The sequence below is a fragment of the Gemmatimonadaceae bacterium genome, assembly GCA_035633115.1.
GTDB lineage: Bacteria > Gemmatimonadota > Gemmatimonadetes > Gemmatimonadales > Gemmatimonadaceae > UBA4720.
Genome location: DASQFN010000011.1, coordinates 98,263 through 122,246, shown reverse-complemented (window position 1 = coordinate 122,246; position 23,984 = coordinate 98,263). Strand labels below are relative to the sequence as shown.

Genomic DNA, 23,984 nt, shown 5'->3' with positions numbered 1-23,984 from the left:
CTAGTGCTCGTGACCGTGCGCGGGCACGCTCGTAGAAAGTGAGGCGAGTTTCACCTGATACGCAGCGCCTGTTACTACTCGCTCACCTGACTTGATTCCCTCGAGGACGAGCACGCGATCTCCCTGTCGGCCTCCGAATCTGAGCTCCCGTTTTTCGAAGGTTTCGCCTTCCGGCTGCACGTAAGCAATCGGACGACCGTCCTCGTCCAGCACCGCCGACACCGGAATCAACACCCCGCTCACGCGTTGCCCCGTTTGGATCTGTACGCGGGCGTTCTGGCCCACCTTGATCGATCCGTCTGAATTCGGGATCTGATAAATCACGGGAAGTGTTCGCGATGCCGGGTCGATCACACTCCCAACAGAGAGTACCGCGGCCGCCTCGTAGCGGCGCTCGGCCCCCTCGACGGTGAACCCTGCGCCAGACCGTGGCGTGATCAGCGATGCCTGAGCCGCGGGAACATTGACCCTGAGTGACACAATCGACGGATCAACTATCGTAAAGAGCGGAGAGCCTGCCTCGAGGCGACCGCCGAGGGCAATGTTGCGGCGAACGACTTCCCCCGAGATCGGAGCGCGAATCGGTATGCGGCCTCCCGACATCAGTCCTCCGCCCGCGAATCCAGCAAGAGCTTCACGAGCTGCCTGAAGCCGGTTCTCCGCTTCGTTGAGTCTCCGCCTCGGCGCTGCATCTGCTTCAACAAGCCGTTTCGCCCGTGAGTATTCGGCTTGGGCCTCCCTGAGCGCGGCGCGGGCTTCCGCGTACGCGCTGCCTCCTTCTCCGAGCGAAGGAGTCATATATGCGAGGACATCGCCTCGCCTGACGCGCTGGCCAGGCGTTGGTGAGCGGGCGACGCTCGCTGCATCGACGAGGCCGGCGATAGGAGCTGTCACCTCAGCCTGTTTGCCCGCAGCCGATTCGATCACGCCCGTCGCGTCGAACGAGGCGGACAGGTCGCCGCTCGTTGCGAAGGTAGTTCTGAACCCGGGCGTCTTCCATTGCTGCTCCTTGAGGAAGCTTATCCCCGTCTCTCCGCCCTCCACTTCGCGTGGGGCCTCGTCGGCTTTTGCATAGACTTTGAGCCCCCTCACTGTGAGACTGTCGCGGGCCTGAGGACTCTCGACCAGCAGGGTCAGATCGTAGACTCCCGGACGTTTGAAGTCGGGAGCTGGACCATATATCCCCGGCGCCCGAGGAGTGTCCTGCGTCACAATGACGGGTGCGCTGCCATCGCGGGGCTTGAAGCGAAGCGTGATTCGCCCGGAACGAAGGGGGGCAAAGTCCGTGATGTCCGTGAGATGCACCGCGAACCTGTCAGGGGATCCAACAATGAGAGCGGGATGCTCCATGAATAGCTCGGTGCTGTCAGTCCACAACGTGATCGCTCCGCCGGCCGGCTCGGCTGCAGCATCGGTCTCGTCCGCCTTCGAGCAAGCGAACACGGTGATTACGATCAAAAGCTGCGATAGACGAGCGATATGACGGTGCATGACTGCTGTTTCTCTGTTCATCAGTCCCTCTCCGATTCCAGAGTCTGCCCGTCACGCGCTGTGCTGAGTTGCTGTTGGATTGCGAGGAGCGCTGTCAGCGGCGCCGAGACCACGCGCTCGAGCGTTGCACGGCGAATCAGAAACTCCGCCAGGAGATTCGAGTACGCTGACTCCGCCTCGTGATACGCACGCACAGCATCGAGCCATTCGATAAGCGTTATGTCGCCTTCGTCATAAGCGACCTGGGCGGAGCGAAGTGCCGCGGCTGATTGCGGGCCGAGCTGAGGGGCGAGCGTCGCTCGCTGTTGCTCGATCGCCGCGAGCGCGTCGTAGGCTTCGACTACTTCGCGAGCAATTCGCCTTCTCACAGACTCTCTTTCGGCTGCGGCCCGACGCACCTCTGCCCCGGCTGCTTGAATAGCGCCCCTTCGACGATCCCAAAGCGGGATCGGGAACGAGAGGCCTCCGGCGAAGCCGTTGAGCGATTCAGATATGCCCGCGGAGTTCTCAGTCTTGAATCCACCAGACAACACCGGTGTCGGAATGCGGTCGCGCGAAGCGAGCCGTGCCTCCGCAGCGAGCGCTTCGGTCTCCAGCAATGCAGCCTTGTAGTCGGCACGATTGCGGAGGGCCGCGGCTTGCATGGCCGCCACGTTGAGGTGTGACACCGCAATTGGTAGTGAGTCCGTGAGGACGGCCGCGGTGACTCCGATCGAATCGGCGGAGGCGGAAACGAGAGCCGACAATGCGATCCGAGCCGAGCGACGGACCAGATTTGCCTCGCCCTCGAGAGCCGCATAACGCGCCGCCTCGAGACGTAGACGACGATCCGCGTAGACGGAGATGTCGCCTGCCGCCAACCGGCGCTCGCTCACTCTTCCAGCTTCGGTAAACGCTGCCGCCGCTTGACGAGCCAGGGCCGCCCGCCGATCAGCGGCGACCGCCAGCGCGTAGGATCTCGCCACATCGAAGTCAACGAGAGTGCGAGCGGACTCGAGCCTCGCCTCGGCGGCGCGTGTGCGCAGGGCGGCCGAGTTTCTTCGAGCGCCTCTCTGACCACCGATCTCGATCTGCTGCTCAAGTCCGACGATCTGTTGACGGTTCGTTTGACCGGCTCCTGAGGTGCGCTCGGTAGAGTAGGCAAGGGCCGGATTGACGAACGCGCCAGCTTGCCGCTCGCGGCCACGCGCGCCTTCGAGCGCCTCTCGCGCTGCTCTGAGCTCCGGACTCGCAATCCGCGCCATCGCTTTCGCCTCGTCGAGGGACAGGCGGGCCAGCGATTGCGATCGCGAAATCTCAGGGAATGCGAAGCAGCATAATGCCGCCATCGCCACAATGGGTACGGTGTTGGTTTTCAAAGCTCTGGCCTTTTGTTGATTCACTCCGCGACGCAATGGAGGCGCGCTGCGGAATGGATGGAACGACTGAGGAGAGGAGGACGTGCGTTCGGGCGGTCGATCGATCGCGACGGCGGTCGTTCAGACGCGCAGAAACACGCTCAGCCGATGCGAGGAAGCATCGGCCAAGGACTCAGTCTATTGGCGGGCCGCGAAGTTTTGGCGGTGGGCCGGTAGTGCGTTCTCCGAGGAGCGTGGGATCGGAGACTGGCAGAGAGAGCTGCGGCGAGATGACCAGCAGATCACCAGCTAATACAGCCGATATGAGCGGAATAAAATCGGAGACATCCGCGCGAATCCGCAATGCTTCGGATACTCGGAGATGACCATGATCCGCCGCATGCTCCTCTGCGGATACAGCGGCATCAACGTGATGCGACGACGTATGGCCAGCTCCGCCCCTTTGGTCATGGTCGTGCGCAACCCCATGGCTCAGCGCGGCGCCGGGCGAGGCGATGGCAATCGCGAGGCCTGCGAGGGCCCTGAGAAGCGGGAAGCGTCCGAATCGCATCACAGTCGGTTAATGTAGCCCGAGCAGACAGAGGTGCCAACTCCAGGTGAAGCAAGCAGTTTGTCTTTCGTCAATTTTTGGGAGCCGCATCTGATATGACTGGGAGGTCGGAGCCAGGCTTTACCCGACTACGCCAGGGATTCGGTCACTGAGCGAAAGACCAGCGCTCTAAACATGTCGTTCACCTTTCTCGAGGTGAACGGATCCTTGCTCTCCACCCACCAGTTCAACACGAGCATGAAGGTCGATGCCACATACCGGGCGAGAAGATCGGCCGGTACGTCGTGTACGCTCCCTTGACGCCGACTAACGCATTCCAGGTAGTCAGCGACCAGCTCGGCCAACACCCGCTCGAGGTGCTCGTGAACCACTGCCTTCCCCTGCGTGTCCAGTGAGGAATCGCTGGCCTGCCGTTGCCGTTCGATGTGTTCGAACAGGAGTAGGCTGAGTCGAAGAATCCTGTCCGCCGGGCCGGCCGATTCCATCGGGGAGCTCACCTCGCCCGTGCGAAGCATTTCGCGGATCGCGCTTTCGAGCAGCTCGTCCTTGCCGCGAAAGTGAACGTAGAAGGTCGACCGCCCGACATTGGCCCGCGCCAGAATCTCCTTCACTGCAATCGTACGACTTCTCGTGAATCAACGACGCGAGCGCACCGTGAAGAAGGCCCTGAGTTTTCTGAATGCGCCGATCTTTCGTGCGATTGTTTGACACCGCTCTCTCCTGTCACGGTCCGAGATACCGAACACACCTCGCCTGTTTGTCCATAAGTGCACGCTCACGCCTCGATGTCCTTCGCGTCGAGAGCTTCGCAACTATACTACGATGCAGGCGGTCATCTTGCTTCGCACTAGTCTGTCGATAAGGTCAAAGGCTGCCACGCCGATTAATTTCTGCCCGAGGGATTGTGACGTGACGACGAATGATGGGACAGTGCCTCACACCAAGGGCCTGGTCATGCACTCACAGGCCCGATACTACGATCTGCTTGCGTGGCTCCTGACGCTCGGTCGTGAGCCGGGATTCCGCGCGCGGTTGGCCGATCTGGCGCGCCTGGAACCGGGCGAGACGGTTCTCGACGTGGGCTGCGGCACAGGCACACTGGCAATCGTGGCCAAGCGTCGCGTCGGCGCGGCAGGCACGGTTCGCGGCATCGACGCGTCGCCGGAGATGATCGACCAAGCGAGGCGAAAGGCGATGAAGGCCGGCATCGACGTGGTGTTTCAAACAGGAATCGTGGAAGCGCTTCCCTTTCCCGACGCACAGTTCGACGTCGTCCTGAGCACGCTGATGTTGCATCATCTCCCCGGGCCTGTCCGCCAGCAATGCGCTCGCGAGATGCGCCGGGTGCTCAAACCCGGGGGACGCGTGCTAGCCGTCGATTTTGCAACACCGGCCGGACAGCGAAAGGGCCTGCTTGCCCGCTTCCATCGGCATGGTCATCTCGCTCTTCGCGACATGACCGAGCTGCTGGCTGAATCGGGCGTGAGGGTCGTAGAGAGCGGCTCGGTGGGAGTCGGTGACCTGCACTTCGCCCTCGCCACGGCGCCTGGCATTCGTGACGACGATCTGCAGGATCGACAGGCGCATACGTCCAGATCTCTTGAGTCTCTCCCGACTCCACGTTGGATGTTCGCGGTGCTGATTGTCGCCCTCGTTGCCGGTCACGGGATTGTCCTTCGCCTTGCTTCGACGCGGCTGGCGCTGTCGGCCGTCGCAATCGCGGGAATCATTGGCCTTCTCGTCGTGACACACTCCCGGTTCGCCGGCGTGGCCCAGACTCTCTTCCGACGCCGCTCTCAGCAATGATCAACCGCACCGGGCACCAAAACTGCACAGGTTTCCCCTCGTGATGCGACGCCTCAGTGCAATGATTACCGGCCTCATGGTGCTGACATTCTCCTTTTCAGGTTGGAGCAATGCCTGCGCTGCAATGCCGCATGAGGTCGCTTCGCAGGACGCAAAGGACGTCATGGATGGCGGGAGTCACCACCACAGCGACTCGCCTTCTCAGTCGCACCACACGCGTGGCAACGGAACTGGAAGCGAGGATTGCCAACACGCAACATCGTGCACCAGCTCGACCTCCACGCCGATCCCAGACAGCGACACCCGGGGCCACCTGAAGCCTGATCGCATCGCGCACCCCAAAGAATCTCTCCCGTCGAGTCAGTCGCCTGATCTAGAGCCGCCTCCGCCGAAGGCTTAGGCCCTCAGCTCGATCAGCTCGAGACCAGGAGCACTCTGGTCTCAATCGCCGTCGCGAGCATCGCGGCCGGCTCAATCCAACGACTTCGACTCACATGCCATTTAGATATGTGGCCGCTCTCGCGGCCGTGCTCACTGTTGTCGCAGGTACAAGCTCGAATCTTTCTGCCCAGCACGCAGGCATGCCTGGAATGGGCGACACAACAAAGTCTTCTGCCGCCAAGCCGAAGCCAAAGGCTCCGGCAAAAAAACCTCCTGCAAAGACATCTAAAGCGAAACCGAAGGCAACGACAGCAAAGAAACCATTGCCAGCGATGCGCTCGGATACGCTGAAGCCGGCGGCGATGAGTGACGCCGGCTCGCACGACAAGATGTCCGGTCCGCTCGGGATACCGATGGATCGCATGGGGTCCGGCACGACCTGGATTCCCGACGCAACAACACTTCCGTCGCGCCACAGAAAGCTCGGACAGTGGGACGTGATGGCCCACGGATTCGTATTCGGCCAATACGATAAGCAAGGCGGCCGGCGCGGTGATGCTCAGCTTGGATCACTGAACTGGATGATGCTCATGGCAAGTCGCCGGATCGCAGGAGGCCATTTCCAGGCGAGAACGATGCTGAGTCTCGATCCTGCGACCGTGACTGCCAGTGGATATCCCCTGCTGCTCCAAACCGGTGAAACCTACAAGGGAGAACCGCTTCACGATCGCCAGCATCCCCATGAATTCTTCATGGAGCTCGGCGCGTTGTATCAACGCGAGCTCAACAAGGACGTTGCGTGGAGTATCTACGCGGCGCCGTCCGGTGAGCCCGCGCTCGGCCCTGTCGCATTCATGCACCGACCTTCAGCGATGGACAATCCCAGTGCTCCCCTTGGGCATCACTGGCAAGACGCGACGCATGTGAGCTTCGGCGTGATCACCGCTGGACTGCTGACAAAGCGCTGGCAGCTCGAGACCTCCGTTTTCAACGGAAGAGAGCCGGATGAGAGCCGCTGGAATCTCGATCCCATAAAACTCGATTCGTATTCCGGACGCGTCACCTTCAATCCAACGGCTAACTGGAGTGTTGCCGCCGGGTTCGGTTACCTCAAGTCGCCCGAGGCACTGCACCCGGACGAGTCCATGCATCGCATTACCGCCTCGATCCTGCACGGCCGCAAACTCGGGTCCGATGGCCAAGCCGCGAGTACGCTGAGCTGGGGAATGAATCGCCATGGCGCGCTCGCGCGCGCGACGCACAGCATCCTTCTGGAGAGCGAGATCATTCTCGATACCAGGAACACTCTCTTTGGCCGAACCGAGCTGGTTCAGAAAACGGGCGAGGATCTCGCGCTCGACGAGGATCAGTCGTTGACCAGGTTCAACGTAGGCTCGGCGCAGCTCGGATACATTCGGGAAGTTGCACGTGTTCGGTGGGCGACGATTGGTCTTGGAGCCGCTGGAACCCTGAACTTTGTTCCGGCGTCTCTCGAACCGGGCTACGGTTCGCAAACTCCCATGGGCGCATTCTTTTTTCTTCGCCTTCGGCCTTTTCACTTGCCGATGAGCTCGATGCCCGTGATGAAAGGAATGGGTTCCGCGGCACCGTAGAGTTACGCCGCGGACGAAACCAGCCGAGTCCGTAACCTGTTGATCTGTTGGACTCGAGGCGCAACGGCGTCCACATTAGCTTCAAGGTCGAAGTCGACTCGCGCGCGAAAAAAGTGTCGGGCCAGCGCTATGGCGAGAAGCAAATGGCGCAGGTGGACCGTGATGCTCGCACCGGCCGCACGTGGGAAAAAAGAGATGAGGCAACGAGGTCGTGATTAAGGGCAGTATCGAGTATAGTCCTTCGAATCGGGGAGAACCGAGAGCCTGCGAAGAAGTCTCTCCAGGCACGGTATGAAATCTCATCGTTGCGGCTCACTGTGAGGTGACGCATGAAGAGAATTTTTGAAGCAGCACTGTGTGTTGCGCTCGCGCTTGGAGCTGCTGCCTGCACAGACAGTCCTTCGGGTCCTGATGACAAGTATCCGATCGCCCCACCGGGACCGCCTCCGACCGAACCACCGGCAACGACTCCCTCCCCGCTCGGACAAATCGTCTACGTCGATAACGGGCTGACTCTGATCAACGCAGACGGGTCGGGAGCGGTGCAGCTGGGATACGGCTGGTCGCCTTCCTGGTCGCCTGATGCGACGAGATTCATGTTCTCGGATACCAGGTGCGAGACCGATTGGGAAACGTATTACCGCTGCTCGAGCGGCGGTCTTCAGATCATGAAGCCCGAGACGCGAGAGATCACGACCCAGCCCGGCGGGGCCCTCGGAGTCGAGCCGGCGTGGTCGCCGGCTGGCGATATGATCGCGTTTGTCCGTCATGACATTCCCGGCCGGCTATTCCTCATGAGGCTCGACGGGTCGGAGCTCAGGCAGCTGTCTTTCCCCTTCGTCCACGACGTATTCGAGCCATCGTGGTCTCCAGACGGCCAGCGCATCGCCTTCCAATGTTTGCACGGGTACGGTATGGGCGTTTGCGCAGTGAACCGCGACGGAACGGGGTTCGCGCGGCTGACGGGCAACGAATACTACGCGGCCGCGCCTGCGTGGAGCCCGAACGGCAGCAGGATCGCATTCCAGTTCTGGAACTTGCAGAAGGATGCTGGTGAAATTGCGTTGATGGCACCTGACGGCAGCGGCGTTACTCGCATTGCGGATGGGTACTCACCAGTCTGGTCACGCGATGCGACGAAGCTCGTGTTCTCCGCCAAGCAGGGAGGTCTGCTCATCAGCAATGCTGACGGCTCGAACGTGACACGATTGACCGCCGGAGGTCATTCGCCTGCCTGGCGGCCGTAGCGAGCTACAGCGCTTTGAGCGCAGGAAGAAGTGCGGGACAGCGCGGCCTTATCACAGCTGCTTCTGTTGGCATGTACGATAGCGTGAGATTGTTGGACGGCGGCTTACCTGCGGCGATCGCCTCGCAGAACGGTCTGACCCTCGCTTTCAGCACGAAATACTGTCGCGATGTGAACCCGCCTGCTGCGGCGCCGACCTCATCGTATTTCAATCGCGTCAATGGAGCGCCCTGACTGCGCCGCGCGGCCTCAGCGGCGAGTGCTGCAGAAAAGCGCGTTAGAACATCAGCATTGACGTGGAGGATCGACATTGGATCTTCCGTCTCGCCTGAAAAAGAGTCCGGCAGCACTCGCGGCTTTGCCGGTGCAGCCGCCGGCGAAGCGCCCGGTTTTGTCTTGGGCTTTGCTCCGGTCGGCTCCCTGGAGGCTTTGTCGAAGATGGCGCCCAGATCCTTGATCTTGGGTGAGGACAGGATTCCCGTCTCTACGATGACCTGCGCCCTTGCAGGCGACGACACAAGCGCCGCCGCCAGGAGAACGATTGCGCGCACCACGATCGGTGCCATTCTTCCTCCGAAATCCATTGACTGGATCGCTATCATGTGGTCGGCCCCTGGTAATCGCAAGTAAAACCGCATGAGCACCCGCGCAGCACTGCGCCAGGCTCGACCAACGGGCCGGCCGTCACGCGTGTTTGCCTCGAGCCTCGTTCTCTTGGGATGCGTTGACACCATCCAAAAGATGCCTTAGCATCAAACATGCGCACCACGGTAGACATCGAGGCCGGCCTCCTCAAACGCCTCCGCATAGCTGCCCGGCGTAAAGGCGTCAGCGTGAAGGAATATCTCGCGGTGGTGCTCGAGCGCGGTTTCGAGGAACAACCGGCAAGGCGCGGGCGCTTTCACGTACCGACCTTTTCGATGGGGCGCCCCAGGCCTTCCATCAATCTCGAGAAGGCGCTCAATCTCGCCGGCGATATGGAAGACGAGGAAACCGCCCGCGAGCTGACGCTGCGCAAGTGAAGGTCATTGACCTCAATCTGCTGCTGTACGCCGTCAATCGAGACAGCCCCCGCCACTCGGCGGCGATGAGGTGGCTCCAGGACGCGATGTCAGGCGAAGAGCGTATCGGACTCGCCTGGACCGTCCTGCTCGGATTCATTCGCGTGACAACGAGCCCCAGGGTGTTCGAGCATCCTCTATCAGTCGACGATGCCCTGCGTACCGTCGACGCGTGGCTCTCTCAAGCTTCGGTTGCGGCACTCGAGCCCGGCGAGGGTCACTGGAGCATCCTTCGCGATTTGCTCCTGGACGCCGGTTCCGCCGGCAATCTCACAACCGATGCGCACCTGGCCGCGCTCGCCATCGAACACGGCGCCGAGCTCTGCTCTACCGATGCGGATTTCGCCCGCTTCGAACGATTGCGCTGGACTAACCCGTTGTCCTGACGCACCGAACCCCTCGTTGTGTCGGCATCAACCTGCTGCCGCGATGTGGGTCTCGATGCCAGGTGAAGGCCGTTCTCGAAAGTGGCGACGCTCCGCGAGGGATGGCGAGCGAAAATAAAACGCGACGGGAAAACAGCACCATTTTGTCGGTTACGCTTCGCCGGGACTAAAACGCAAAGTGTACGAACCCGTACAAAGTTGCGTTATCTGCAATCCATGCGATCAGTCTCCTCTCTTTGACCTCGTTCGATGAGAGACTGACGGTCAAAAGTGTAAGTCCTGCACAGTTATCGCGCAGCGGTGATCCCTTCCCCCGCAGCTTCGCGCACTTTGTCGACGCCAACTTGACGCTGGAGCAGTTTCGGCTGCACACGATTCTCATTGACTTTCCCGACCGCCGGGGCGGAGTCCTTCTATAGAAGTAATCCCGAAAAAGATTGCGCTCGCCCCCTCCCACCTAACGAGTGTACCAATGGCAACAGTCCGCTACTTCTTTCCCACGCTCATTGGTTTGCTCTCGACCGTTGCGCTGGGCGCCCAGACGCCGGGCGGCACGATAACCGGCCGCGTCGTCGACAACACGACCCAACAGCCGCTCACTGGTGTCACCGTATCAATTGAAGGGACCACTCGCGGCACGGCAACTCAAAGCGACGGCACCTTTCGCATCAGCAACGTCCCCGAGGGAAACCAGGTCCTCAGGGCACGTCGAATCGGATACGTTCCCATGCTCCGGAACGTTGCCGTCGGGACCGGAGCGACAGCGACCGTGGACTTTTCGCTGGTGCCCAGTCCGTCAGTTCTCGATCAGGTGGTCGTCGTCGGATACTCATCGGCGAGAAAAGCTGACATCACCGGCGCGGTCGCCACTGTCGATGTGGCCGAGCTCGAATCACGAAGAGTTGCAGACGTAGCGCAGGCTCTTCAGGGTCAGGTCGCCGGAGTGCAGATCACGCAAAGCACCGGAGCACCGGGCGAAGAGATCAGCATTCGCATCCGAGGCGAAGGGACCATCGGCAACAACAGTCCGCTGTTCATCGTCGACGGAATACCTACACGTGACATCTCCTTCCTGAACCCTGCGGACATGGCGTCCCTGACCGTTCTAAAGGACGCTGCGGCTGCTTCAATCTACGGGTCGAGGGCGTCTGCAGGAGTCATAGTGATCACCACGAAAAGTGGAAAGGTTGGGAAGGTAGTCTCGGAGATCAACGCGTATACTGGAATCCAGCGCGCGACCAATCTTCCCACGCTGCTCAACTCCAGTCAGTACCTCGACAAAGTCGAAGAAGCCTGGAACAATTCGGGCAATACCGGCACGAACCCCTACACGGCGGCCAGGAATCGACCCGATCTCGCCGACACGGACTGGCTCGACGAGCTGTTCGAGCCCGGGGTCTCGCAGAACCTGCAGCTTACCGCAAGTGGAGGAAGCGAAAGGATCAAATACCTGACTTCAGCCGGACTGTACAAACAGGACGGCATCGTCATCTTCGACAATGACAGGTATCGCCGCCTGAATTTCCGAACCAACGTCATTGCGTCACTGAGCAATCGCTTCAACGTTGGCACGAACCTTCAGCTGTCGTACGCTGCACAGGACAAGCTTTCGTCGAAGGGAGACACACCGGGAATCATCCGGCATGCCCTAATCAGGCCTCCCGTCATCAGCGTCTACAAGGACTCGTCAGATCCCACATACTCCGAAGCCGACCAGTTTACCGATCTGCCGTTCTTTGCGACGCCCTGGGATAACTCGAACAACAGGTTCGAGTTTGGCTCGAACCCTGTAGCCCTCGCGTTCTACACGAACGACAAGCGGGACAACTTCAAGACGTTCGGCAATGTCTTCGCCGAATACTCTCTCCTGAGAAGCCAGGCCCTCAAGTTCAAGAGCAATCTCGGAATCGATCTGAGCCTGACCCACAACAAGGCTTTCCTCCAGAGATTCGGCGACGACAACGGAGGCGGAAACCCTGCCGACGGGCCGGGCGGCCGCATCAACCGCCCCACGGGGTTGAACGAAGACCGCGGACAGGAAACTACGGTCACCTGGAACAACACACTGAATTACATCGGAGACAGTGAGAAGAATCTATTTACCGCGCTCGCCGGAACCGAGTTCATCACGAACTACTCTTCATCCATCGGTGGTTCCAGACAGAGATACGATTTCTCGAACGGGCCCTTCCAGTACCTGAACTACGGCGGAACAGCCAATCAGAACACCGGCGGCTCCGCATCGGAGTGGGCCCTTTTCTCACTGTTCAGCTCGGCGACGTATTCGTTTGCCAGTCGCTATCTGCTGACGGGAACCGTCAGAGCCGACGCCTCTTCCAGGTTCGCCGAGAACAACCAGTGGGGCTACTTCCCATCGGTCTCGGCAGGCTGGAACATCTCGAATGAGAGTTTCATGCAGGACGTGAGCTTCGTGTCCGACCTGAGAGTGAGAGGCAGCGTAGGAAAGGTCGGCAACCAGGAAATCGACAACTACGCTTTCCTGACTCTCCTCCGCCGGTCCGGCGACCAGTATCTCGTCTCACGGTACGGCAATCCCGATCTGAAGTGGGAGACAACCACCCAGAAGAACATCGGGTTCGACATGGGGATGCTGAGCAACAGGCTCTATCTCTCCGTCGACTACTTCAGAAAGCTCACTTCGGATATTCTGCTGCCGATCTCTCTGCCCTCAATCGTCGGGAATGTTTCTCCGACGATTGTGAACGCCGGCGAAGTCAGTAACAGGGGATTCGAAGTCGCTCTCGATTTCAAGGACAGGGTTGGCAGCGTCGGGTACAGGATCAACGCGAATGCAGCCACAGTAAAGAACAACGTAGAGAAGCTGCATCCCAATCTGCCGAACATCATCGGTGACGTATACAAGACGGAGGTCGGCCAGCCCCTTGGCGCCTTCTATGGATACGTGATGGAAGGCATCTACCAGAATGCGGCTGAAATCAAGTCACATCTGCATGCCACGCTGAACCCACCAAACAAGCCTGGCGACATCAAGTTCCAGGATCTGAATGCAGACGGAGTCATCAATGATGACGACCGGACGTTCATTGGCAATCCAATCCCGAGACTATCATACGGCTTCAATCTCGGCGCGGATTTCCGCGGGTTCGACCTGTCCGCGCTGCTGCAAGGCGTTAGCGGAGTCGACAAGTACAACGACGCCAAGCAGATAACGGATTATGACAGCCGCCCGTTCAACCATACGACCGCGGTGCTGGGCGCATGGGACGGGGAAGGCTCCAGCAACACGATTCCCCGCACGACGTTCAACGACAATGGAAGCAGCAAGAAATCGAGCATTTTCGTCGAGGACGCTTCCTATCTCCGCCTGAAAAACCTGGAGCTGGGTTACTCACTCGGCGCGCTGGGCTCGAGTGCGAGGCTCGGAGTTCAGAACGTACGCGTCTATGTCTCCGGCCAGAACCTGTTCACGAAAACGAAGTACACGGGACTTGATCCGGAGTCGACCGACATCCTCGACCGCGGAACGTATCCGCAGTCGAGAGCGTTCCTGTTCGGCACCAATGTCAAATTCTGATTTTATGCCTACAATCAAAACAAGGGCGGCAAGTATGAAGAAGGTATACAGGATTCTGGCGTTGGTCCCGATCGTCTCGGTGATGAGCTGCACTGATCTGCACAAGGATCCGGTCGGCTTGCTCACGCCGGAACAGATAACGACAGACCCGACGCTGAGCACTGTCACCGGCTCGGTGACGTCATCGTATCAGATGCTCGCCAGCACGTTGAATCTTCTCAACGAGTGGAGATGGGATCTTGGCACGGTGTTCAGGAACGACGTCATCGTGCAGGACATGGCGTCGGACGACATGAACAAGAAGTGGAACCCCGATGGCGATCAGCCGTGGATGGACCAGGTCGTGAGCTTCAACTTCACGTCGTCGAACCAGGCGTTCGGCGGCCTCTGGAGCTACGACTACGAGGGGATATCGCGCGCGAATCTCGCAATCAGCTATCTGACGGATGCGGCGCTGGTAGCCAAGATCGGAATCGACCCGGCGTTGAAATCGAGACTGCTTGGCGAAGCCTATTTCCTCAGGGCTTTCTACTATTTCGACCTGGTGAACGCCTTCGGCGACGTCCCTCTGTTGCTGAAGCCGCTCAACACCTTCGACGAAGCCTACAGTGTCGCCAAGAGAGAACCCAGGGCGACGGTCTATGCTCAAATCAGCGCGGATCTGGCTCAGGCGAAGACACTTTTACCGAACAGCAAGTTCTCCGATGGCACCGACAAGTGGAGAGCTTCGAGGGGCGCCGCGATCGCAATGCAGGCTAAGGTCGCCCTTTACAATGAGAAGTGGGCTGAGGTCATCACGACTGTCACTGAGCTCGAGGCAACGGGGTTCTATAACCTGAATGCCAATTACTTCCACAATTTCAGTGTAGCCAACGAGTACGCGGATAGTGAAGTGATCTTTGCCTACGATCACCGGACCGGCGCTACTCCAAAAAACGGCAATGGATTAGCCGCGCCGCTCGATTGGGGCTTCATGGCTCCGACCGCTAACTTCATCGCCGAATTCGAGCCCGATGACCCGAGACTGCTGTACACGGTCAGAGTGTCCGACAAGGCGGTGTACAAGCTGCTCGGCGCAACGAACACAGGCTACAGAGGGAACGACGATTCCCCAGGCAACAAGATTTTCATTCGCCTCGCGGATGTACTGCTCTGGAAAGCCGAGGCTTACAATGAGACCGGAGGCTTCTCGCAGGCTGTCGCTCTGATAAACAGGGTCAGGCAGCGCGCGCGAACGGGCGTGACAATCAGCGGAGGTGTGGCTCCTGCTGGCACGCTGCCCGACAGAAGTGCTGTCTCCGTCGACAAGGCCCAGATAAAGGCCTGGCTTATTCATGAGCGTCGCGTCGAGCTGGGTTTCGAATCGCAGCGGTTCAACGATCTGAAGCGATGGAAGATCGCGAAGCAGGTCTTGAGCGCGATCGGCAAGAATTTCCAGGACCGCAACTATCTGTATCCGATTCCGCAGGGTGAGATCGATAAATCCGGCGGGAGCATTACGCAGAACGCTGGATACTGAGATCCTTCACTCCCATCCCGTCAGGAGCGACATCATGAATGGCACAATTCGCGCGCGCCGATGGGTCGCATACGCTTTCGCATTGTTTGCCGTCTCCGGTAGCATAGCGTGTAACGGAAGCGAGTCCGCCGGTCCGACAGGAATTTCGGGAACGTACACACTCCAGACCGTCAACAACGCAAGCCTTCCCTTCACCACAAGCCAGGACGCAACTTATAAGGCGGAAATACTTTCCTGGGTAATTACTCTTAATCAAGACAAAACCTACATCGGCAGCTTCAAAGGCCGCTCAACTGACAATGGGACAACAACTGTCAACACCGTACCCACCGCGGGGACGTATACGGTCACCGGGTCGGCGGTAAGATTGTTAGATCCTGACGGCTACCTGGATGCGACTGTCGTGGGAAGCTCGCTTACGATCGTGATCGATGGCGGTGCTGGTGTGTTTACTCTGCGCTTTACGCGCTAGCTCCCATCGGAGTGGGCCTGACTTCGTCAGGCGGAAAAACCATGTAGAACGCTGGATCCCGAACGCAAGCTGCTGAGATAGAAAAAGCCACCCCGAAGCTGGGGTGGTTTTTTCTCGTTCACGGCGTCGTTGACCGGATGCTCCACCCACCCCGCTCGCGTCAGAGGTGTTATCGATTGCGGCGGCCAGCGAGCCATGCAACTGCACCCGAGCCGACTATCAAAAGGAGGAACCACGATTGAGCCAGACTTCTGGTGCTCAGAAGCCATAGACACAGGAGCATAGCGATCGCAGCCACCACGGGCGCGGCAGGAATTCTGAAACCCTCCGGCGGACCCCACCGTTTGCGAAGGACGAGCACCGCGCCGCAGCAGAGGATGTAAATCGTGAGCCGCGTGATCGCGGAGGACGTAGCCAGCTGAGTGAAGCTGCCGGCAAGAGAAAGCACGAGCGCGAGGATCGAGTTCACGGCGATCGCAACGTACGGCGTTCGGAATCGCGGGTGGACCCGGGCGAATACCGCCGGAAGCTCTCCCCTCTCGCCCATCGCGAACAGAATCCTTGGTGTCATGAGCCCGAAGCCCATGAGCCAACCGAACACGGAAATCGCCACCGCAAGAATTGCCACAGTTGAGCCGACCGGTCCGATGAGCGCTTTCATCGTGTCGGCAAAGGGCGCGGTGCTCGCGGCGGCGTTCGGCAGCACTCCCACCACGACGAGCTGCACGAGGAAGTACATGATCGTTATAGCCGACATTGCGATCAGAAGGGCGAAGGCGGTGTCGCGTTTCGGATCCTTGGTTTCGCCCGCGGCAACCACTGCGGATTCGAATCCCCCGTAAGCGAAAACGAGCAGCAGCACCGCGTCCGTCCAACGCGGCTCGGCAACGGTTTGCGTCGCGAATACAGCGGAGTCGAGCCGGAACATTCCGAGAACGATCACCGCCACCAAGGGGAGGAGCTTCGCGACCGTGAACAGATTCACTGTCCATGCTGCCTGCTTCACACCGGCCACATTGATGATCGTGACCACCATGACGGCGGCAATGATGGTGAACGCGCGCCCGGTTGACGTTGCAACCCACGGTGCGAGGTTCCCGAGGTAGGCAACGAGCACGTTGACGACCGCTGCCGCCGAAAAGAGTCGGGTGAAAACGTGCATCCATCCAACCTGGAAGCCGACGGCAGGTCCGAACGCGCTACGCGAATAAAGGTAGGGACCTCCTGCAGCGTCGAACCGGCTTCCCACTTCGGCGAAGCACAACACGATGAAGAGTATTCCGCAGCCCGCGATGAGGACGGCGACGGGGCTCCACTCTCCCGTAGCTCCGGCGAGCGCGGAGGGGAGTCCGAAAATTCCGCTGCCGACGACTGCGTTTACTATCGCGGCGACCAGCGTCCACCGGCCTATTGCGCGTACGAGGCTCGGCCCTGTTGCGGCGGAGGGCTCCTGTTTCAAATCAACGCGGGGTGTGTCACTCGCCATTTCAGCCAGTGGATTTCAGTCCCACCTGTTATGGAGGCGAGAATATAGGGAACGGCTTGCACCGATGAACGGATCAGAACCAAAGACCGCATGGGATTGCGGGATGACGAGCCCTCGAAGTCCTGGAATTCGTCGCACCCCTCGCGCGGGTGCAGTCAGGACAACCTCCGGTCGTCGGGCGGTGCGGGCTACTTCTACTGTTTCGCTGTGAACTAGCGCTCGAAGGAGGTGAGCTGAGATCTCCTTTGTTCGCTGTCGAGGACTAGGTCCGGACGGCCTCGCCCACCGCCGGCTACCCGGTATTCCTCAGCCCCTGCGCGACGCCACTCAACGTAGTCGCGAGGACGCCATCCACAGCGTCACGAGCCTGGTCGTCTCCACCCGGCTCTCCCGGCTCTCCCGGCTGTCGCTTCCGTCGCAGCATGACGATCTGCAGCAGCGACAGCGGATCGACATAGGGATTGCGTAGCGCTATCGCCGACTGCAGCACCGGGTTGTCCCGGAGCAGGATCGTGCTGTCGCGGACACGGAGTACGGCGTCCACCGTGCTTTCGAACTCGCCCTCGAGTCGCGACAGAAGCGCGAGGTCGCCGCCGAGATTCTTGACGTAGGCACGGGCAATCTCGAGGTCGGTCTTCGCACACACCATCTCGATTTTGCCGAGGAGGTCGTCGAAGAAAGGCCACTGGGCGGCCATGCGGCGCAGGACGTCGAGCCCTTCATTCGTCGACGAGTAATGCGCGAGCGCGGTCCCGGCGCCTAGCCAGCCGGTGAGCATGAGGCGTATCTGCGTCCAGCCGAAGCCCCACGGGATCGCACGGATGCCTGTGATTCCCTGCCCCGCGCCAGGCCGGTACGCGGGGCGCGAGCCGAAGTGGGCTTCGGCCAGCTCGTCAACCGGCGTAGCCGTGCGAAACAGGCGGAAGATCGCGTCATCGTCGTGGACGAGCTCGCGGTATACGGAGAGCCCGCGCGCCGCGAGGTCGGTCATCACTGTGCGGAACTCGTGCAGCTCTTCCGCGGAGACCGCCTTTGGCCACTCGTTGAACTCCTGCAGCAGAACGCCAGCTAGCGTGACCTCGAGTGTGCGCTCCGCAACTGGCAGCAGGCCGAACTGCTGAGAGATGATCTCGCCCTGCTCGGTGATCTTGATGCGGCCGTTGACCGTGCCCGGCGGCAGCGCGGCGAGCGCGCGGGAAACGGGTGAGCCGCCTCCCCTTCCCACGCTTCCGCCGCGGCCATGAAAGAGGCGGAGCTCCACTCCCGCTTCGCGGAATATCTCGGCGAGCTTTTCCTGCGTCTGGTACAGCGCCCATGACGACGCAAGGATGCCGGCATCCTTTCCCGAGTCGGAGTAGCCGATCATCACCTCCTGCAGGTTGCCGCGAGCGCTCAGCTGGCGACGATAAATCGGGTCGGTGAGCAGCGCGCGCATCACCGCCGGCGCGCGCTCGAGATCGTCGAGTGTCTCGAACAGCGGCACGACATCGAGCCGCGACTCCGGCGACTCGCCGGCAAGGTCGGCAAGCCCGGTCTCGCGCGCGAGGAGCAACACTCGAAGCACGTCATCCGGTTCCGTCGTCATCGAAACGATGTAGGTGCCCGCCGCGAGCTCGCCCATCTCCGCCTGAATCGTGCGCACGGCGCGGAACGTGTCCAATACGCGCGTCGTCTCCTCGCCGAGCGCCAGGTCCGCATTGAGTAGAGGACGCTGTTCCCCAAGCTCGGCGCGGAGCGCGTCACCCTCCAGCGGTGCGATGCCGAGCTGTGCTGCAATGTCGTCGACCGCTGCGCGATGCACGTCAGCGTGGTCCCGGACATCCATCAAATACCCATGCAGCCCGTGCGCGCGCACCATCTCGATCATTGGCTCTACCGTCGTGCGGCACGCGTGTGTCGCGCCGGCGCCCATGAGCGTTTCGCGCACGAGCAGGATATCGCGCTCGAGCTGCGCGGCGTCGATGTACGCGGCCGGCTCCTCGGCGGCCTTCCCTGCATCACGGGCGGCGGTGAGTCGTCTCGTCGACTCGATGCGCGCCAGCATGAGCGAGAGCTTGAGCCGCAGCGGCTCGTCGGCGTTGCGGCGACGGTTCGCTTCGTATACGGAGGGGAGGAGCTTGCAGTCAGCCTCGATCGACGCGCGCAGCTCGGCTGGCGGAGGAGCGATCGACGCCGACACCGACAGTCGCTCGGCGAGATCTGCGAGCCCGTGAGCGTAACGGCCGAGGATAGCGTAGCTCGACCGTCGCGCAGTCGCGATGGTGACGTCGGGAGTGACGCCGGGATTGCCGTCGCGGTCTCCGCCTACCCAGTTGCCAATTCTGAGCGGCACGAGCTGCTGCATAGCTTCAGAGGTCGTGCCGAACTCCTCCTCGAACGCGCGGACGAGCGCGTCTCGCGCGCGCGCTCCCGCGTCGAGAAAGCGCGTCTCCAGGTACCAGAGCACCGTGCTCACCTCGTCGTTCACCGATGGGCGATCCTGCCTGACCTCGGCGGTGATCCAGAGAAGCTCGACTTCGCCGTCCAGCATCTCTTCGATCGCACTTCGCTCGGCATTAGGTGCTTCGTCGTGCGCGAGCAGGAGGTCGGCGACACGCGACTGCAGAGCGAGCAGCGTCCGCCGGGTGGACTCTGTCGGGTGCGCGGTGAGCACCGGACGCACATCGAGCCCGAGCATCGCGCGCTCGACTTCCGTTGCTCCACGACCGGATTCGCGAAGCGCGCGCATCGCCCACTGCGCGGACGCGGGCTGTGGTTCGGCGTTCTCGATTTCCCGGTATGCACGGGCGCGACGTACGCGATGCACCTGTTCCGCGGTGTTGATGAGCAGGAAGAAAAGCGTGAAGGCGCGCGCCGTGACCGCGCAGCTCTCGAGCGAAAGCGATTCGACCTGCCCGATGAGGTCGTCGAGCGATGGCGCGTCGGGTTCGCCGTGGCGCCGCGCTCGGCAGGCTTGTCGCAGACCCTCGATCGTCTCGAATGCCGCGGCGCCCTCGAGCCGCCGGATCACGCGGCCGAGCGAGGCGGCGAGCCACCGCACGTCGTCGTGCAGAGGGACGTCCTCGCGGCGTACTGTTGGGCCGGCGAGAACTTCCGAGCGAGGATCAGAGCTCAGCGTACACTCCTGTGGCTAGCTGGCCACTCTATACTGCAGCGGGCACGGCTTCAAAGACCAGCAAGACCAGCAAGAATCCTCTTTTGACCGCCGCCCTTTAAGTCGACTTCCTCACCGGTCTTGCCGGTCTTCGAAGACGTGCCCGCTGCAGACTAGAGTGGCCGTTAGCGATGCGACGAAGCAAGCTGAGCTCTTAAGCCCCTCAGATTGCGGCTGGCCTGACTGCTGCTTCGTCGCGATCGCCGGTCAGCTGCCCTCCGCACTTCCTGCAGAATTTCGCGTCAGCGAGATGCCCGCGGATCCCGCAAGACGGGCAGGAATCCTGGCTCAGCACCAGATCGCGCGACGCCTGCGCGAGTTCCGACGTCACGATGCCGGTAGGTACCGCGATGATCCCGTAACCGAGGATCATCACGATGCTGGCAAGCAGTTTCCCGAGCGGGGTCTGCGGCGTTACATCGCCATAGCCGACAGTCGTGAGAGTCACTACCGCCCAGTACATGCTCGCCGGAATGCTCGTGAATCCGTTTTCTTCTCCCTCGACGACATACATCAGGGCGCCTATGAGCACGACGACGGAAACCACGACCGAGAGAAAGACGAGAATCTTGTGACGGCTCGCGCGAAGGGCCTGGCCCAGTATGGCTCCCTCCGATAGAAACTTTCCGAGCTTGAGCACGCGAAAAATCCTGAGGAGGCGCAGCACGCGAACAACCAGAAGGTAGCGGCCTGTTGGGAGAAAGAGGCTGACGTACGATGGCAGGAGCGCGAGCAGATCCACGATGCCGAAGAAGCTGAGCGCGTAGCGCAGCGGGCGCCGCACGGCCAGCAGCCGCACGATGTACTCGACAGTGAAGAGCGCCGTGAACCCCCACTCGGCGAGCCGCAGGGCATTCGAGTATCTGGCGCTGATCTCTCTCGAGCTGTCGAACATGACCGTCGCGACACTCAGCACGATCACGACGATGAGTGCGACATCGAATGCCCGGCCCTCCGGAGTGTCCGCCTCGAACACGATTTCGTGCAGCCGCGCACGCCACGGGACATCGGAGGCGTGCTCGGCATCGGGACCCGGACGGTCGCTAGGCTGAACCTTGCGGAGGGAATCGAAAGTTTTCATCGGGCGGTCACTGAGTGTGTGCCGCGACGTCTGACATCGTCAAGGCGGTCGAGTGGCCACCGCGAATTCGACAGTGTATCGCAGGTCCGCGAAGCGACGGAGCAAATCGGTGGGATCGAGACCTTTCCGCTCAGGCCCCGATAGATCCGCCAGGACCTCGCCACGGTGCATCATGATCGTACGATCCCCCTGCTCCAGCGCCTGCTCCATGCTGTGCGTGACCATCAGCGTGGTGAGCGCATGCTCGCGTACAACCTGGTTCGTGATCTGAATGACCTGTTCGGCGGCGCGCGGATCGAGCGCGGCGGTGTGCTCATCGAGCAGAAGCAATTGCGGCCGCCTGAGTGTGCCCATGAGCAGCGTGACGGCCTGGCGCTGTCCGCCGGAGAGCGTACCCATCGACGCCTTCAGCCGCTTCTCGAGGCGCATCCCGAGTCCGGACAAGAGCGCGTGATATCGCTCGAACGCCGAACCGCTGAGCCCCACACGCAGCGTGCGACGACTGCCGCGAAGCTCCGCCATGCGCAGGTTCTCGGCGACAGTCATCGACGGACAGGTACCCTTGAACGGATCCTGGAACACACGCCCGATCAGAGCTGCGCGGCGAAACTCGGACTGGCGGGTGACATCGATTCCAGCGATCCGGATGGTGCCCGCATCCGGAAGAAAACTTCCCGCGATTGCGTTGAGCAGCGTCGATTTGCCGGACCCGTTCGTACCAATCACGGTCACGAACTGGCCCGACGGTATCACAAGGTCCACGCCGCGCAGCGCAAGGACGCGTTCTCCTCCCGGCTGCGTGAAAGTTTTCTCGAGCCGCTCGATCTCGATCATCGCGCAGCCGCCGCTCTTGCTCGTCGCCGGTAGCGCAGCTTTGGCAGCGCAAGCGCGGCGAGCACGAAGGCCGCCGTGGCCAGCTTGAGATCGATGGGGTTGAGGCCGGCACGAAGCGCGAGCGCCACGAGGCCGCGGAAGAGGACGGCACCGGCCGCTACCATAATGATGGTTACTCCCAGCCCCCTTCGGTTGAAGAGTAAAGTCTCTCCCATGATCACGGCTGCCATGCCCGCGACCAGCGTTCCCACTCCCATCCCGACGTCGGCGAAGCCCTGCTGCTGTGCCATCAATGCCCCGGAGAATGCAACGAGACCGTTCGCGATGGCGAGGCCAAGCTCGATCATCCGACGCCGATCGACACCCTGCGCCGTGATCATCGCCGGATTGTCACCAACGGCGCGCATTGCCATTCCGAAATCCGTTCGCAGGTACCACGTGAGAATCCCGCCCAGGACGAGGGCGATCGCGAAGAAGAGCACGCCCAGTGACAGGTCATCGGACCAGTTCACCGAAGCGGGGATGATTCTGTGCACGTCTTCCACGAGCGTGTGAATGTCGAGGAGCGACACGTTCGACTTTCCCATCACGTGCAGGTTCACCGAGTAAAGCGCGGTCATGACGAGAATGCCGGCAAGCAGATCTTTCACTCCCAGTCGCGTGTGCAGAACCCCCGTGACGTAGCCTGCGACCATTCCCGCCAGAAGCGCGACGAACGTGGCCATGAGCGGATCGCTGCCCGCAACGATCATGGATGCCGCCACCGCTCCGCCGAGGGGGAAGGTTCCATCGGGACTGATGTCCGCGAAGTGGAGGACGCGAGACGACAGATACACACCCCACGCGAGCGCGGCGAACGCGAGTCCCTGGGTGACAGCGACAAGCCAGAACTCCAGCGGATTGCTGCGCCGCCTTACCGGCTGCTGGTTGAGAGGGGCCGGACCAATGTTCGAGGACGCGCTAGCCGCGCTCATGCCGATTACCGAGTCGGCGCGGCTGACCAGTGCGGGAGGAATGGTGATCCCGTATTCACGCGCCGCGTTCAGGTCGACTATGATCTGACGGTTTTGCGCGACCTGAAAGGGAATGGTGGCCGGATCTTCCCCGCGCAGCACGCGGATCATGATCAGCCCCATGTCATAGCCATTGGCGAAAAAGCTAAGGCCCATGGCAATGGGTGCACCCTGATTGCTCGTGTTGGTCGCGATGAGCGGCAGGTTCGCCTGCCGCGTGGCCTTCACCACCGCGGAAAATGCCCCGCCAATCATCACGCTCGGGATCTGCACTACGCCACGCGCGCCATTCGCCTTGAGCGCCTGGATCCCCGCGCCAATGTCTCCCGGACCGGTGCACGCAACGGTCACGAAGCGAATACCGGCGGCGGCCGCCGCTCTCTTGGCCTTCTCCAGATAGAACTCTGCGAACGGATCAGCGGGGTCGAACAGCGTCCCCCAGACCCCCACTTCAGGGAAAGTCCTGTGCGCGAGGAAGACTGCGGAGTCGACAGGGAGAGGAATCTCAGCGCCTGTGACGTTGGGCCGATGATTCGTTGGGGATGTTCCGGCGCCGATGACATAGGGATTCGCGACAGCGCCGAATATGATGGGCCGATCGGTGATCGCCTTCAGCGCGGCCTGCGTGGCGACAGAGGAAATCGTTGCGACATGAGTGACTCCCTGCTGTACGAACTCGCTCATTATCAGTGCGAGCGTAGGGATGTCGCCCTGCGCGTTGCGCTCGAGAATGGTTATGGTCGAGTCGCGGACGTATCCCGAGTCGGCCAGGGCGCGGAAAAATCCGTCGCGCGCATCGTCCAGTGGCAGCGAGGACGATACCTGTGCATACCCGATGATGCTGCGCTCGTCCTCGGTTTTCGTGCCGCACCCGGCGGCGAGCGCGAGCGGCACGACGCACATTGCATTGCGCAGCCTTCCCACGACTGTGAAGGGAATGGTCGAGCTCCGTTGTGCAGTGACGCTCGAGCGTCAAC

General features: G+C 61.1%; 19 protein-coding genes. 9 read left to right on the top strand and 10 right to left on the bottom strand.

Annotated features, from left to right (window positions below):
- The 4 genes from VES88_01545 to VES88_01530 all read right to left on the bottom strand — a co-directional run bounded on the left by VES88_01545 (window position 1) and on the right by VES88_01530 (window position 4,010).
- Window positions 1-1,512: an efflux RND transporter periplasmic adaptor subunit gene (locus VES88_01545; GenBank protein ID HYN80159.1), complete on the bottom strand. Its 1,512-nt coding sequence runs from the start codon at window positions 1,510-1,512 to the stop codon at window positions 1-3.
- Entirely contained in the window at window positions 1,512-2,849 is a 1,338-nt protein-coding gene (locus VES88_01540) for a TolC family protein (protein ID HYN80158.1), read from the bottom strand. The genes VES88_01545 and VES88_01540 overlap by 1 nt, the downstream gene beginning before the upstream one ends.
- Window positions 2,850-3,021: 172 nt before the next feature.
- Entirely contained in the window at window positions 3,022-3,399 is a 378-nt protein-coding gene (locus VES88_01535; GenBank protein ID HYN80157.1) for a hypothetical protein, read from the bottom strand.
- 128 nt (window positions 3,400-3,527) lie between these two features.
- On the bottom strand, window positions 3,528-4,010 hold the full coding sequence (locus tag VES88_01530) for a TetR/AcrR family transcriptional regulator (protein ID HYN80156.1): 483 nt from the start codon (window positions 4,008-4,010) through the stop codon (window positions 3,528-3,530).
- Window positions 4,011-4,353: 343 nt separating this feature from the next.
- Here VES88_01530 and VES88_01525 point away from each other — a divergent pair, with 343 nt between their 5' ends.
- From VES88_01525 to VES88_01510, 4 genes are all read left to right on the top strand, one after another.
- Window positions 4,354-5,205: a methyltransferase domain-containing protein gene (locus VES88_01525; GenBank protein HYN80155.1), complete on the top strand. Its 852-nt coding sequence runs from the start codon at window positions 4,354-4,356 to the stop codon at window positions 5,203-5,205.
- 713 nt (window positions 5,206-5,918) lie between these two features.
- Complete coding sequence (locus VES88_01520) at window positions 5,919-7,199, top strand: hypothetical protein (protein ID HYN80154.1); 1,281 nt, start codon at window positions 5,919-5,921, stop codon at window positions 7,197-7,199.
- Window positions 7,200-7,246: 47 nt separating this feature from the next.
- A complete protein-coding gene (locus VES88_01515) occupies window positions 7,247-7,414 on the top strand; it encodes a hypothetical protein (GenBank protein HYN80153.1) in 168 nt (55 codons plus the stop codon).
- A gap of 114 nt (window positions 7,415-7,528) precedes the next feature.
- Window positions 7,529-8,446 carry a hypothetical protein gene (locus VES88_01510; GenBank protein ID HYN80152.1) on the top strand — a complete coding sequence of 306 codons (918 nt, stop codon included), beginning with the start codon at window positions 7,529-7,531 and terminating at the stop codon, window positions 8,444-8,446.
- Window positions 8,447-8,450: 4 nt separating this feature from the next.
- Here the strand turns inward: VES88_01510 and VES88_01505 are convergent, their stop codons facing one another.
- Window positions 8,451-9,011 (bottom strand): hypothetical protein, encoded by a 561-nt coding sequence (locus VES88_01505; protein ID HYN80151.1) that lies wholly within the window; start codon window positions 9,009-9,011, stop codon window positions 8,451-8,453.
- Window positions 9,012-9,203: 192 nt separating this feature from the next.
- Here VES88_01505 and VES88_01500 point away from each other — a divergent pair, with 192 nt between their 5' ends.
- The 5 genes from VES88_01500 (at window position 9,204) to VES88_01480 (ending at window position 15,439) form a co-directional block, all read left to right on the top strand.
- Entirely contained in the window at window positions 9,204-9,467 is a 264-nt protein-coding gene (locus tag VES88_01500; protein ID HYN80150.1) for a hypothetical protein, read from the top strand.
- On the top strand, window positions 9,464-9,892 hold the full coding sequence (locus VES88_01495; protein ID HYN80149.1) for a type II toxin-antitoxin system VapC family toxin: 429 nt from the start codon (window positions 9,464-9,466) through the stop codon (window positions 9,890-9,892). Before VES88_01500 ends, VES88_01495 begins: the two co-directional genes overlap by 4 nt.
- A gap of 472 nt (window positions 9,893-10,364) precedes the next feature.
- Window positions 10,365-13,448, top strand: coding sequence for a TonB-dependent receptor (locus tag VES88_01490; GenBank protein HYN80148.1), 3,084 nt, complete (start codon window positions 10,365-10,367; stop codon window positions 13,446-13,448).
- 34 nt (window positions 13,449-13,482) lie between these two features.
- Window positions 13,483-14,967 carry a RagB/SusD family nutrient uptake outer membrane protein gene (locus VES88_01485; GenBank protein ID HYN80147.1) on the top strand — a complete coding sequence of 495 codons (1,485 nt, stop codon included), beginning with the start codon at window positions 13,483-13,485 and terminating at the stop codon, window positions 14,965-14,967.
- Between the two features lie 34 nt (window positions 14,968-15,001).
- Window positions 15,002-15,439 carry a hypothetical protein gene (locus VES88_01480; protein HYN80146.1) on the top strand — a complete coding sequence of 146 codons (438 nt, stop codon included), beginning with the start codon at window positions 15,002-15,004 and terminating at the stop codon, window positions 15,437-15,439.
- 169 nt (window positions 15,440-15,608) lie between these two features.
- Here the strand turns inward: VES88_01480 and VES88_01475 are convergent, their stop codons facing one another.
- The 5 genes from VES88_01475 to VES88_01455 all read right to left on the bottom strand — a co-directional run bounded on the left by VES88_01475 (window position 15,609) and on the right by VES88_01455 (window position 23,931).
- Window positions 15,609-16,898: an amino acid permease gene (locus VES88_01475; protein ID HYN80145.1), complete on the bottom strand. Its 1,290-nt coding sequence runs from the start codon at window positions 16,896-16,898 to the stop codon at window positions 15,609-15,611.
- Window positions 16,899-17,217: 319 nt separating this feature from the next.
- Window positions 17,218-19,965, bottom strand: coding sequence for a phosphoenolpyruvate carboxylase (ppc, locus tag VES88_01470; protein HYN80144.1), 2,748 nt, complete (start codon window positions 19,963-19,965; stop codon window positions 17,218-17,220).
- Between the two features lie 277 nt (window positions 19,966-20,242).
- Window positions 20,243-21,160, bottom strand: coding sequence for an ion transporter (locus tag VES88_01465; protein HYN80143.1), 918 nt, complete (start codon window positions 21,158-21,160; stop codon window positions 20,243-20,245).
- Between the two features lie 39 nt (window positions 21,161-21,199).
- Entirely contained in the window at window positions 21,200-21,994 is a 795-nt protein-coding gene (locus VES88_01460; GenBank protein HYN80142.1) for an ATP-binding cassette domain-containing protein, read from the bottom strand.
- Window positions 21,991-23,931, bottom strand: a complete 1,941-nt coding sequence (locus VES88_01455; GenBank protein HYN80141.1) for an ABC transporter substrate binding protein — start codon at window positions 23,929-23,931, stop codon at window positions 21,991-21,993. The genes VES88_01460 and VES88_01455 overlap by 4 nt, the downstream gene beginning before the upstream one ends.
- Window positions 23,932-23,984 lie beyond the last annotated feature (53 nt).